This window comes from Mitsuaria sp. RG (assembly GCF_028369275.1).
In the GTDB taxonomy this organism is placed as follows: Bacteria; Pseudomonadota; Gammaproteobacteria; order Pseudomonadales; family Pseudomonadaceae; genus Aquipseudomonas; species Aquipseudomonas peradeniyensis.
In genome coordinates this window covers 1-13668 of sequence record NZ_JAQMYQ010000013.1, presented here as the reverse complement: position 1 = coordinate 13668, position 13668 = coordinate 1, and the positions used below count along the sequence as shown (strand labels likewise).

Annotated in this window: 7 protein-coding genes; 4 read left to right on the top strand and 3 right to left on the bottom strand. The window is 66.4% G+C overall.

The features are described 5' to 3' along the window. Positions 1-33: 33 nt before the first annotated feature. Positions 34-1629: an EAL domain-containing protein gene (locus POF53_RS09855; protein WP_234561424.1), complete on the bottom strand. Its 1596-nt coding sequence runs from the start codon at positions 1627-1629 to the stop codon at positions 34-36. Positions 1630-1943: 314 nt separating this feature from the next. Here POF53_RS09855 and hppD point away from each other — a divergent pair, with 314 nt between their 5' ends. Beyond that, a complete protein-coding gene (gene hppD / locus POF53_RS09850) occupies positions 1944-3020 on the top strand; it encodes a 4-hydroxyphenylpyruvate dioxygenase (RefSeq protein WP_186734067.1) in 1077 nt (358 codons plus the stop codon). 93 nt (positions 3021-3113) lie between these two features. On the opposite strand, the gene POF53_RS09845 is transcribed toward hppD, so the two are convergent. After that, positions 3114-3800: a type 1 glutamine amidotransferase domain-containing protein gene (locus POF53_RS09845; protein WP_203647007.1), complete on the bottom strand. Its 687-nt coding sequence runs from the start codon at positions 3798-3800 to the stop codon at positions 3114-3116. Positions 3801-3945: 145 nt separating this feature from the next. On the opposite strand from POF53_RS09845, the gene POF53_RS09840 reads away from it, so the two are divergent. After that, positions 3946-4395 (top strand): nucleoside deaminase, encoded by a 450-nt coding sequence (locus POF53_RS09840; RefSeq protein ID WP_254465040.1) that lies wholly within the window; start codon positions 3946-3948, stop codon positions 4393-4395. Next, positions 4385-6448, top strand: a complete 2064-nt coding sequence (locus tag POF53_RS09835; RefSeq protein WP_254465041.1) for a hybrid sensor histidine kinase/response regulator — start codon at positions 4385-4387, stop codon at positions 6446-6448. Before POF53_RS09840 ends, POF53_RS09835 begins: the two co-directional genes overlap by 11 nt. 9 nt (positions 6449-6457) lie before the next feature. On the opposite strand, the gene POF53_RS09830 is transcribed toward POF53_RS09835, so the two are convergent. Continuing rightward, the gene (locus POF53_RS09830; RefSeq protein WP_254465042.1) at positions 6458-7513 is read right to left on the bottom strand and encodes a tetratricopeptide repeat protein; all 1056 of its coding nucleotides are present in this window, start codon (positions 7511-7513) and stop codon (positions 6458-6460) included. A gap of 270 nt (positions 7514-7783) precedes the next feature. On the opposite strand from POF53_RS09830, the gene POF53_RS09825 reads away from it, so the two are divergent. Next, on the top strand, positions 7784-13668 hold a 5885-nt coding region (locus tag POF53_RS09825), incomplete at its 3' end, for an amino acid adenylation domain-containing protein (protein WP_498967482.1).

The window sequence follows — 13668 nt, the reverse complement described above, 5'->3', positions numbered from 1 at the left end:
AATGCCTCGGAAAACGGGAAGTGAGCGGGCGGATCAGCCGCGCATGATCTCAGGGCCATTGCCCGGCGGCAACTGCGGGCTACCTGGCTGGGCGGCCAGGGCCAGCAGCAGTTCGTCGGCGGGCATCGGCCGGGCGAACAGGTAGCCCTGCTGGAAATCCACTTCGTGGCGTGCCAGGTAGTCGCGCTGTACCTCGGTCTCCACGCCTTCGGCGACGATGCCCAGGCCCAGCTTGGCCGAGAGTTCGATGATGGTGTCGAGGATATGCTGGGACAGGGCGTCGCCGCCGATCATGGCGACGAAGCTCTGGTCGATCTTCAGGTAGTCGACCTGGAATTGGCGCAGGTAGTTGAGGCTGGACTGGCCGGTGCCGAAGTCGTCCAGGGCGATCATCACGCCCATGTCGTGCAGCTTCTCGAACAGTTCCAACGTCACCGGAGTCGGCTCGATCAGCTTGCGTTCGGTCAGCTCCAGGGTCAGTACCACGCGCTTGGGCGGGAAGTGCTGGAGGAAGGTCTGGCAGTCGTCGAGCAGGCCCAGGTCGCGGCAATGGTCGGCGGTGATGTTGATGCCGACATGGAAACCGTCCTCCAGCAGCGCCGCATGCGGGGCCAGGGCCTGGGCGGTGTGCAGCATCAGGGCCCGGGTCATGGCGACGATCTGGCCGCTGTGCTCGGCGTAGGGAATGAACAGGTCGGGGCGCACCAGCCCTTCGCGAGGGTGCTGCCAGCGCATCAGCACCTCGACACCGGCCCAGCGGTAATCCCCCTTGCGTACCACCGGCTGGAAGTACGGCAAGAACTCGTCGGCATCCAGGGCCCGGTCCAGTTCGCCCCGCGATGAGCTGGCGCGGCGGATCTGCCAGCGGCAGGCGGCGCCGGCCGCCACGCCCAGCATCAGCAGCAGGCTCAGCAGGGCGGGGTAGCGCGAGCGCATCAACGCGGCCTGCTTGCCTTCTTCGTAGCCAGCGTGCACATCGAACGGATAACGGGTGGAGGCATACTGCGCGGCGGCGGTGGCCGCGAGCGGCGGCTTGCCGTCGTGAACCTGGCCATCGCTGCCCATCCAGTGATGGCCGACATGCACCTTTACCAGGTTGTCGGCGCCGATCAGGTGCAGCGCGGTGAGCAGGTGGCGGCCATCCACAGTGGTGATCGCGCCACGGTCGCCACGGCCTTCCTGGCTGACCCGGTAGACCAGCAGGGCCTGTCCCGGGGTGACCGAGTTGCCATTCATCAGCCACAGTTGGCCATTGGTGTAGTCCTTGGCATCCACCGGCTCGTCGAAGTCGCCGAACAGCGAGGTGCAGTACAGCCGGTCGTGGTCGAACAGGTTGGTCGAGCGCACGAAGGCGTTGCGCGTCACCTCGATGCGCAGGGCCAACTGCACCTCGTCGCAGGGTAGTCCGGCCTTGGGCAGCAGGTGATGGGCGGCGCTGGACAGGCTGTCGAGGATTGCTTCGACATGGCCGCCCACTTCGCGGGCCGTGGCCTGGCTGCTGGCTTGCAGTTCCTGTTCGGTCTGCCAGCGCATCACCGCCAGCCCGCACAGCAGCGGCAGCACGCCGACACCCCAGGGCAGCAGGGCGCGCCAACTCCAGCGGGCGGGGCGTTTGGCGGTCAGGGGCATGTGCGGGTGGACCTTCTGCAAGGCGACGGGATGCTGCTGAGAATAGCCGTTTGTCGGAACAACCTGCGAACTAAAGCGCGACAAACAAATTTACGCACTGTAGAATCGGGTTACGAATACAACAATAAGGTTCTCCGCCTCCCGGGGAATCAAGCCCGCCGAGAATGGGTCCATATGACATACCATGGGTTCAAGCTGATCATTGGTGACTTCCTGGCCCGCAGCGTGCGCGGGATCCCCTGTTCACCACCACGCCATCTCCACATCCAAAGCCTGTAATAAACCGTTTTTCGCTTATAGATGAGGACACCCACATGGCAGATATCTTCGACAACCCGATGGGCCTGGAAGGCTTCGAATTCATCGAGCTCGCTTCGCCGACTCCTGGCGTGCTGGAGCCGGTATTCCAGATTCTCGGCTTCACCAAGGTGGCCAGCCACCGCTCCAAGGACGTGCACCTGTATCGCCAGGGCGGCATCAACCTGATCCTCAACAACGAGCCCAAGAGCATCGCCTCGTACTTCGCCGCCGAGCACGGCCCGTCGGTGTGCGGCATGGCCTTCCGGGTGCGCAACGCCCATGAAGCCTACGCCCGCGCCCTGGAGCTGGGCGCCCAGCCGGTGGAAATCGAAACCGGCCCGATGGAGCTGCGCCTGCCGGCGATCAAGGGTATCGGTGGCGCGCCGCTGTACCTGATCGACCGCTACGAGGAAGGCAGCTCGATCTACGATATCGACTTCAAGTTCATCGAAGGCGTGGATCGCAACCCGGTCGGCGCCGGCCTGAAGATCATCGACCACCTGACCCACAACGTCTATCGCGGACGCATGGCCTACTGGGCCAACTTCTATGAAAAGCTGTTCAACTTCCGCGAAATCCGCTACTTCGACATCAAGGGCGAGTACACCGGCCTGACCTCCAAGGCGATGACCGCGCCGGACGGCATGATCCGCATTCCGCTCAACGAGGAATCGTCGAAAGGGGCCGGACAGATCGAAGAGTTCCTGATGCAGTTCAACGGCGAAGGCATCCAGCACGTGGCCTTCCTCACCGACGACCTGCTCAAGACCTGGGACGCGCTCAAGGGCCTGGGCATGCGCTTCATGACCCCGCCGCCGCAGACCTACTACGAGATGCTCGAGGAGCGCCTGCCGGGTCACGGCGAGCCGGTCGACCAGCTGCAGGCCCGCGGCATCCTGCTCGATGGCGCCTCCGCGCCGGGCGACAAGCGCCTGCTGCTGCAGATCTTCTCGGAAACCCTGCTGGGCCCGGTGTTCTTCGAGTTCATCCAGCGCAAGGGTGACGACGGCTTCGGCGAAGGCAACTTCAAGGCGCTGTTCGAGTCGATCGAGCGTGACCAGGTGCGTCGCGGTGTGCTGAGCGTCGAATAACGCGCTTTGCCTGCAAGATCCATCGCGGGGCCAGCCCGCTCCCACGCCATGACGGTGTGGGAGCGGGCTGGCCCCGCGATGTTTTTGTGGCGGCTACCGGTTGCGCAAGTAGTGAATGACCGCGTCGGCCACCCCGGCGGTGGATGCTGGATTCTGCCCGGTGATCAGGCTGTCGTCCGCGACTACGAAGGACGCCCATGCATCGTCCGTACAGCTGTACTCGCCACCGCGGGCGACAAGTTCGTTTTCGGTCAGGAACGGTACCACCTTGTCCAGCTCGGCCAACTTCTCTTCGGTATTGGAGAAGCCGGTCACCCTACGTCCCTTGAGCAGTAGGCTGTTGTCGCTGAGCTTGATATTGAGCAGGCCCACCACGCCATGGCAGACCGCAGCGACCGCACCACCGCTTTCGTAGATGCGCCGTGCCAGCTCTTGCAGCGGTTGGTTGTCGGGGAAATCCCACATCACACCATGCCCGCCGGTGTAGTAGATCCCGCTGTACTGCTCTGCCTTGACCTGGCCAGGGCTAAGCGTGGCGCCCAGGCGATTCATGAAGGTCTTGTCGTTGTACCACTGCCAGTCCAGCTCCGGCGCCACGCGCAGGCTGTGCGGATCGATCGGCACATAGCCGCCCGCCGGGCTGACATAGTCGACGGAAAAACCCGCCTGCTGCACTTTGTCGATGAAGTGCACGGCCTCGCCCAGCCACAGTCCTGTGGCGCGCGGGATGGTGGGGTATTTGGCGGTATTGGTCAGCACGACCAGGAGCTTCTTGTTCATGTGTGCATGCCCGTCGAATCCATGGGAAAACGGTTGGCCAGCAAGATCCAAAGCCCTATGAGCATAGCCCGCGCCAGACAATGCGCCATGACCGGTGGGCGCTGTGCTAGTCTGCTGCAAAGTCGACGAACTACCGGGGAAAACCATGGACCAGGGCACTTCCGCTTTCCTGCAGGCCGCCATAGACGAAGCCCGCAAGGGGCTCGAGGAGGGGGGTATTCCGATCGGCTCGGTGCTGGTGCACGATGGCAAGATCATTGGCCGCGGCCATAATCGCCGGGTGCAGAACGGCAGCGCCATCCTGCATGGCGAGATGGACGCCCTGGAAAATGCCGGCCGTCAGCCAGCCCGGGTGTACCAGGAGTCCACCCTCTACACCACCTTGTCGCCTTGTGCCATGTGCAGCGGCGCTATCCTGCTGTATGGCATCAAGCATGTGGTCATCGGTGAGAACACCACGTTCATGGGTGAGGAGCAACTGCTCGACAGCCGGGGTGTACGCCTGGAAGTACACGACGATGAGGCCTGCAAGGCGCTGATGCGCTGGTTCATCGACAAAAAACCCGAGCTATGGGACGAAGATATTGGCCGCTGACCTGCATGCCGGCGAGGGCGAGATCCAGGTCATTCACCTGGCGCCGCCTTCCTCCCCGCTGGCCGCCATGGGCAAACCCATCGCCGCCTTCGACTGGTTCACGACCCCGCTGGGGCCGCTGACGTCCTGGCCGCCCGCCCTGCGTATCGCCGCCGACATGGTGTTGCTGTCTCCGTTTCCCTGTGCGCTGGTCTGGGGCCCGGCGCTGACCGTGATTCACAACGAACCCTACCAGGCCCTGTTGGGCGGTGAGGGTGGCCATCAGGGGCGGTCCTTCGATGCACTCTGGGCGCAGAACTGGGAGGGCATGGGCGCGGCGGTGTTCAAGGTGCTGGAGGGGCAGGGCAGCTTGATCGAGGACGCGCCGTTGCCTGTCAATCGAGAGGGCTTTGCGGCGACGGCCTGGGTAACGGGTTGCTATTCACCTATCCGAAATGACCAGGGTGAGGTTGCCGGCTTCCTGCATGCCCTGATCGAGACCACCGCCAGTATCGAGACCGGGCGTGAGTGGCGTGAGCTGGCGCTGTCCTTCGAGGCGCGCCTGGAGCAGTACCTGAGCGATCCGCAACATACCTGGCAGCTGTCGCCCGACGTGATGCTGATGCTCGATGCCAACCTGCACGTGCGCTCGTCGAATCCGGCCTGGCATCGCTTGCTGGGCTGGGGCGAGGCATCGCACCTGCAGGTGACGTTGCCTGAACTGTTTCACCCTGCCGATCGCACCGAAGCCCAGCTTGCATTGAAGTCGCTGCTGCAGGGACAGGGCATGACGGCATTCGATGCTCGGGTCAGGCACAACGAAGGGCACTATTGCTGGTTCCGCTGGACCGGGGTTGCCGATCCGGCATTGCCCGCGCTGGTGGGAAGGGACCTCACCGCGGACCGCCAGGCGGTCCAACGCCTGGCCGAGGCGGCGGTGCGGGACGGCCAGCGTATGGAAACCGTGGTGAAGGTGGCGGGTGGCCTGGCGCATGAAATGAACAACGTGCTGTCCGGTGTCGGCAGTAGCCTCGAACTGCTCGAACGGCGCCTGGCCCAAGGGCGGATGGAGCGTGTCGAGGAGTATGTGCAGATGGCCCGGGAATGTGCCCAGCGCGCCATTGGCCTGACCCAGAACCTGCTGGCCTTCGCCCGTAGCCAGCCACTGTCGCCCTACCCACTGAACATCAATCACCTGCTGCGGGAGATGGAGCCTTTGTTGCGCCAGACCCTCGGCGCCGAAATGCACCTGGATTGGCAGCTGGATGTTGCGCCCTGGCTGTTGCAGGTCGACTCCGATCAATTACGCAACGCCCTCCTGCATCTTTGCAGCAATGCCCGGGATGCCTGTCTTGGCAAGGGCACCCTGACGATCAGCACTTCCAACGAACGCTTGGCGTCGGGTTGCGAGGGGCCGGCCAGTTTGCCGGCGGGCGACTACGTCACGTTGCAGATCGAGGACGATGGCCACGGCATGTCCCGGGAGGATGTGGCGAGGGCCTTCGAGCCGTTCTTCACCACCAAGCCGTTGGGGCAGGGGGCGGGCCTGGGGCTGCCCATGGTGCATGGTTTCGTGCGCCAGTCGGGGGGGCAGGCGTGGATCGAATCGACCTTGGATCAAGGGACGCGGGTGGTGCTGATGTTCCCGCGCCATTCGGGTGTGATGCCCGAGAGCATCGCCCCGCAAGCGTTGCCGGTTCAGGCCCGGGGCGAGCGGCTGCTGTTGGTCGATGACGAAGTCAACTTGCGCGGCCTGATGAAAGAGGCGTTGGTCGAATGCGGCTTCGAGGTGTGCGATGTGGCCGATGCCAATGGCGCACTGGGCGAGTTCCGGCATCGCGGCCCGTTCGACCTGGTGATCACCGATATTGGCTTGCCGGGAGGCTTCAGCGGGCGCCAGGTAGCCAAGGCGCTGCGGATGATGAAGCCGGAGCAGAAGATCCTGTTCATTACCGGCTTCACCAGCGACCCGGTCGAACAGGCGTTGCTTGACGAGCCGGGCACGGCGTTGATGTTCAAGCCGTTCTCGTTGCAGACGCTGGTCGTGCAGATTCAGCGCATGTTGCAGGCCTGATAGAGGGGCTCAGAGCCCCTGCTGCAGGTAGGGGTCGTCCGGGTTCTGCCGTTCCAGTTCGGCCAGCAGGACCTGGACATTCTGCAGTTGGCCTGTTTCCTTCCAGTACTCGATCAGCAACACCCGCGCCCGGCGGTTGGCGGGCTGGCGGTTGAGCACGGTTTCCAGCTGCTTCTGCGCGGCATCCACCTGTTCCAGCTGGTGCAGGGTGACGGCCAGGGTATAGCGGTATTCGTTGTTTTCCGGTTCCAGTTCGACCGCGCGTGCCAGGGCCAGCAGGGCGTATTCCTGTTGCTCGTGGCGGGTCAGCCAGCGCCCCAGTTCGTATTGCAGGAACGCCGAGTCGGGGCGCAGCGCCAAGGCCTTGGCCAGCACTTCACGGGAGGCGTCGTGGCGGCCTTGCTGTTCCAGCAGGCGCACCTGGGTGGCCAGGGCGTCCAGCCCCTCGGGCGCCACCGCCAGGCTGCGTTGCAGGGCCCTGGTGGCCGCGTCGTAGGCTTGCTCATGCATGTACAGGCGGGCCAGGTGCACCTGGGCCGCGGCGTCGTCAGGCTGTTGCTCCAGGGTCTGCTCGTATTGCTCCAGGGCATCCTGCAAGGGGCCAAAGTACAGGCCGATGGCGTCGGGGTCGAGGCCCAGCAGCGCGTCTACCGCAGCGAAACGCACGCTTTGCTCGTCATCTTCCAGCAGCGGGCCCAGCACCAGGCTGCGCTGGGCGGCCGGCAGCAGGCGGCGGATGCTGGCGATGGCGGCGCGGCGGACCAGTGGGTCGGCGTGCTCCAGGTCTTGCTGGGCCAGCTTCAGTGCCTGTGGCGACGGATAATGGGGCAGTTCGGCGTACAGCGCGGCGCGGCGGATCGCTGGCAGGTCGTCGCGTTGCAGCTGCTGGTAGAGCACCCGGGCGGCGCCCGGCAGGCCGTCGTGGGCCTGGCGCAGGGCCTTGGCGTAGCTGTGCGGCGGCAGGCTGGGCGCCGCGGGCTGCTGGTCACGCCACAGGTAGCCGATCGCGATGGGCAGTACCAGTACAAGCAGCAGGGCGATCTGGATCAGGTGGCGTCGTTGCATCTGGCGGTCCGGGGTGGCGATACCGCAGAGCTTGGGGCAGGCGGGGGGCAATTGCAATGATGGGGGCTCGCGGGGTGGCTGTTGGGTGTTTGGCGATGGTTTTGCAGCGCCTATGAGACCGAGCGCCGCGCGGGCGGAGCTCGATCGCCCAGGCGCTGCAACTCCCCTGTCGAACACCCACCATTGTCCCCCCTTCCCATGTCAGCCCGCCCCACCTCGATCCATTAGCGTTCCGAGCATTTCCGACTGGCTAAAGCAGGATGCTTACCAATGCTCTTCAACGAACTCATGGCAGCGCTCTCCACCCGTGCGATCCGACTCCAGCGCGAGGAGGCCGACCTGATCGTCGAAGGCGATGAAGACACCCTCGATGACGCCCTGTGGGATGCATTGGCGGCCCACAAGCCGGCACTGCTGGAGATGCTCGCCGGCCTGGATCATGGCTGGTTGAGCCCGGCGTTGCGCATCACCCCCGACATGCTGCCGCTGGCCGGCCTCGGCCAGGCGGCCATCGACCGCATTGTCGCCACGGTGCCCGGCGGCGCGGCCAACCTGCAGGACATCTACCCGCTGGCACCGCTGCAGGAGGGCATGCTCTACCACCACCTCACGGCGGCCGAGGGCGACCCCTACGTGCTGCAGGCGCAGTTGCGTTTTGCCAGTCCCGCGCGCCTGCAGGCGTTCGCCGAGGCGCTCGACTGGGTGATCCAACGCCACGACATCCTGCGCACCGCGCTGGCCTGGGAATACCTCGACCAGCCGCTGCAGGTGGTGTGGCGCAAGGCACCGCTGGTCTGCGAGGCCGTCGAGCTGAACGGCGACGGGGATGCGCTGGGACAGTTGCGCGAGCGCTTCGACACCCACCGCTATCGCATGGACCTGGGCCAGGCGCCGCTGTTGCGCCTGGTGCATGCCCAGGCCCGCGACGGCGAGGTTCTGGCCTTGCTGCTGTTCCATCACACCGTCATGGATCACACCGGGCTGGATATCGTACGCCGCGAGATCCAGGCCTACCTGGCGGGTGAGGGCGAGCGACTGCCGGCCCCGGTGCCGTTCCGCGACCTGCTGGCCAGAAGTCGGCAGACCCAGGATGAACAGGCCCATGAGGCCTTCTTCGGCGCCATGCTCGCCGATATCGACGAGCCGACCCTGGCCTTTGGCGTCCAGGAGGTGGCCGGCCAGGCCATGGAGGAAGCCAGGCTGACCCTGGCTTCCGGCTTCAGCCAGCGCCTACGGGCCCAGGCCAGGCTGCTCGGGGTGAGCCCGGCCAGTATCATGCACCTGGGGCTGGCGCGCCTGCTGGGGGCGTTGTCTGGACGTGAGTCGGTGGTGTTCGGCAGTGTGCTGCTCGGGCGCATGGCGGCGGGTGAGGGCGCTGAACAGGCCCTGGGGATGTTCATCAACACCTTGCCGCTGCGCGTCGACCTGCGCGGGCAGGGCGTGCGTGAGGCGCTGTTGGTCACCCATCGGCAACTGACGGCGTTGCTCGGCCATGAGCAGGCGCCCCTGGCCCTGGCCCAGCGCTGCAGCGGCGTGCTGGCACCGACGCCGCTGTTCAACAGCATGCTCAACTACCGCCACAGTGCCGCGGGCGATGCGGCCGAGGTGATCGCGGTGGCGCCGGGCATCGATGTGGTGGGGGCCGAGGAACGCACCAACTACCCTTTGAGCCTGGCCGTCGACGACCTGGGCGAGGACCTGCGCCTGACGGTCCAGGCGCTCGCCGAGTGGGGCGCCGAGCGCGTGTGCGGGCAGTTGCGGCAAGTCTTCGAAGGGCTGGTGGAGGCGCTCGAGCAGCAGCCCGAGCGGCCTTTGCTGGACCTGCCGGTGCTGACGGTCGAGGAACGCCATCACCTGCTGGTGGACTGCAATGACACGGCGGTCGACCATGACCTGGACCTGCCGCTGCACGCCCTGTTCGAACACCAGGCGCAGCTGCGCCCCAGCGCCGTTGCGCTGGAGGCCGATGGCGAGAGACTGAGCTATCGCCAACTCGACGAGCAGGCCAACCGCCTGGCCCATCACCTGATCGAACTTGGGGTAAAACCTGACGACCGGGTGGCGATCTGCATCGAGCGCGGCGTGTCGATGGTGGTCGGCCTGCTGGCCATCCTCAAGGCGGGTGGCGCCTACGTGCCGCTCGATCCGGGTTACCCGGCCGGGCGCATCCGTCATATGCTCGAAGACAGCGCGCCGCTGGCGGTGCTGGTCCACAGCGCTACCCGCGAGGTAGCGGGCGAGGTGGCGGTACCGCAGGTCGACCTCGACCAGCCGACCTGGGAAGCCTTGCCGGCCACCCGCCCACGGGTGGCCGGGCTCACCCCACGGCACCTGGCCTATGTGATCTACACCTCTGGCTCCACCGGCACGCCCAAGGGGGTGATGGTCGAGCACCGCAGCGTGGTCAACCTGGTGCGCTGGGCCGCCGGGCTGTGCCCGACCAGCGCTGACGGCGCGCTGCTGCACAAGACGCCGATCAGTTTCGACGCCTCGGTGTGGGAGCTGTTCTGGCCGCTGGGCAGCGGGTTGCGCCTGGTGCTGGCGCGAGCGGACGGCCAGCGCGACGCGGATTATGTCGCACGGGAGATCATCGAACGGCAGGTCAGCGTGGTGCAGTTCGTGCCGGCGCTGTTGCAGCAGTTCGTCGAGCAGGCGCGCAGCGCGCAGTGCACGAGCCTGACCGATATCGTTTGCGGTGGCGGCGAGCTGACCGAGTCCCTGGCGCGCCAGGTGCGCGAGCGACTGCCGCAGGTGCGCCTGCACAACGTCTACGGACCCACCGAAACCACGGTCGACTGCACCGTCTTCACCCTGGAGCCCGGACAACCTGTGCCCCACGGCGCGCTGCCGATCGGCCGACCCATCGACAATACCCGCCTGTACGTCCTCGACGACGCCGATCAGCCACTGCCGTGGGGCGTGGCCGGGCACTTGCACATCGGTGGCGCGGGGGTGGCGCGGGGCTATCTGGGGCTGGCCGGGCAGCAGGCCGAGCGCTTTATCGACAGTCCGTTCGTAGAGGGCGAGCGCCTGTACCGCAGCGGTGACCTGGTGCGTCAGCGCGCGGACGGGAACTTGGCGTTCATTGGCCGTAACGACCATCAGGTCAAGCTGCGCGGCCTGCGTATCGAGCCGGGCGAGATCGAGGCCTGCCTGAACCGTCTGCCTGGCGTGCGCGAGGCGCTGGTGCTGGTTCACCAGCACCCGCACAGCGGCCCACGCCTGGTGGCCTACCACAGCGGTCAGGCCCAGGTCGCGCAAGAGCTGCGTGAGCATCTGCTGGGGCAATTGCCCGAGTACATGGTGCCGGCACTGTTCATCCACCTTGAGGCCATGCCGTTGACACCGAACGGCAAGGTCGACCGCAAGGCCCTGCCGGCGCCCGAGGCACCGACGCGGCAGTACCAGGCACCCGAGGGGCCGGTCGAGACCGCCCTGGCGGCGATCTGGACTGACCTGCTCGGGGTCGAGGCGGTAGGCCGAGACGACAACTTCTTCGAGTTGGGCGGTCACTCGCTGCTGGCGGTGCGTCTGGTCGAACGCATGCGCCAGCAGGCGCTTCAAGCCGATGTGCGGGTGCTGTTCAGCCAGCCTACCCTGGCAGCGCTGGCCGCATCGGTGGGCGGGCATGCGGCCGTCGCCGTGCCGGCCAACCGCATCCCCGCCGATTGCACGCGGATCACCCCGGATATGCTGCCCCTGGCCAGCCTCGACCAGGACGCCATCGATGCGCTGGTGCGGCAGATCCCCGGTGGCCTGGCCAATGTCCAGGATATCTACGGCCTGGCGCCGTTGCAGCAGGGCATTCTCTACCATCACCTGGCCAGTGAAGGCGCCGACCCCTATGTGGTGCAGGCGCGTTTCGCCTTTGCCGGGCAAGCCGAGCTGGATGCGTTCGTCGCGGCACTGAACCAGGTCATCGTCCGTCACGACATCCTGCGCACCAGCCTGCACTGGCAGGGCCTTGACGAGGCGGTGCAGGTGGTCTGGCGCGAGGCGCCGCTGGTGCCAAGCCCGGCGCTGGAGACGCTGCGGCTCGATCTGGGGCAGGCGCCACTGTTGCGCCTGAGCAGCCAGGTCCAGGCCGGGCGCCTGGAGGCGACCCTGCTGCTGCACCATATCCTCCTCGACCACACTGCCGTGGAGCAGCTGGTGGCCGAGATCGGTACCTTGCTGCAAGGGCAGACGGCGCTGCCGGACAGCGTGCCGTACCGCAACTATGTAGCCCAGGCGCGCCTGGGCGCCGATCCGCGGGCCGACGAGGCGCTGTTCCGCGAGCTGCTGGGCGATATCGACGCGCCGACCGAGGTGTTCGGATTGCGTGAGGCCGAGGTTGATACTCGCCAGGTCGGTGAAACCCGTCAGTCGTTGGAACCGGAACTGGGCGCACGCCTGCGTGGCCAGGCGAGGACGCTGGGGATCAGCGTGGCCAGCCTGGTGCACCAGGCCTGGGGCCAGGTGCTGGCGCAGTTGTCTGGCCGCGAGGAAGTGGTATTCGGCACCGTGCTGCTCGGTCGCCTGCAGGGCGGCGAGGGCGCCGACCGGGCGCTGGGCATGTTCATCAATACCTTGCCGCTGAGGGTCAGCGTGGGGGCTGCGGGCGTCGCCGATGGCGTGCGTCTGACCCACCAACGCCTGGCACGCCTGCTGGCCCACGAACAGGCGTCCCTGGCCCTGGCCCAGCGTTGCAGTGGCGTGCCGGCGTCCCAGGCGCTGTTCACCAGCTTGTTGAACTATCGCCACAGTGCCGGCCAACCCGCCCAGGGGCCGGCTTGGGCCGGGATCGAGCTGCTGACCGCGCAGGAACGCAGCAATTATCCGCTGGTGGTCAGCGTCGACGATTACGGTAATGACTTCAGGTTGACGGTGCAGGTCGTGGCGCCAGTGGACGGTGGCCGGGTCTGCCAGCTGCTGCGCATGGCGCTGCTGCAACTGGTCACGGCGCTGGAACAGGCGCCGATGAGCGCCTTGCACAGCCTGCATCGCTTGCCGGAGGCGGAGCGTGAGCGCGTGGTGCAGCAGTTCAACGGCACGGCACGGGACTACCCGCGTGACCTGGCCGTGCACCGGTTGTTCGAAGCCCAGGCCGTGAATTCACCGGATGCACTGGCGGCAGTCCATGGTCAGCGTCGATGGACTTTTGCCCAGCTCGAGTCCCAGGCCAATCGTCTGGCCTATTACCTGCTTGAACAGGGCGTTCGGGCCGGTGACCGCGTGGCCTTGCTGCTGCCTCGCTCGTTCGATCTGCTGGCGGCCCAGCTGGCCGTGAGCAAGTGCGCGGCGGTGTACGTGCCGCTGGACGGCAATGCGCCCGTCGAGCGTCAGGCGTTCATGCTGGCCGACAGCCAGGCGCGGTTGGTGCTGACCCACAGCGACCAGCCCCAGGTGGACGGCGCACGCCGAGTCGAACTCGACCGCCTCGACCTGAGCGGTTATGCCGATGCGCCGTTGGGCCTGGCGGTGGACGCCGGCAGCGCGGCGTACATCATGTACACCTCTGGCTCCACCGGCACGCCGAAGGGCGTGCAGGTGCCGCACCGGGCCATCGTGCGCTTGGTGATCAACAACGGTTTCGCCGATTTCAACAGCCAGGACCGGGTGGCCTTCGCCTCCAACCCAGCGTTCGACGCCAGCACCCTGGAAGTCTGGGCGCCACTGCTCAACGGCGGCGCGGTGGTGGTGGTCGACCAGGACACGGTGCTGTCGCGCCAGGGCCTGCGCGAAGTCCTGCTGGAGCAGGGCGTCACCGTGCTGTGGCTCACCGCCGGCCTGTTCCACCAGTTTGCCGACGATTTGCTGCCGACGTTCCGTGGCCTGCGCTACCTGATGGTCGGTGGCGATGTGCTGGACCCGACGGTGATTACCCGGGTACTGCGCGAAGGCGCGCCGCAGCACCTGCTCAATGGTTACGGCCCGACCGAGGCCACCACCTTCAGCACCACCCACGAAATCACCGAGGTGGGCGAGGGCAGCATCCCGATTGGCAAGCCGATCGGCAACAGCCGCTGCTATGTGCTCGATGCCCGCCAGCAACTGCTGCCGGTGGGAGCGGTGGGCGAGTTGTATATCGCCGGTGACGGCGTGGCCCTGGGCTACCTGGGGCAGCCGGAACTGACGGCTGAGCGCTTCCTGCCCGATCCGTTCAACGGCGGCAA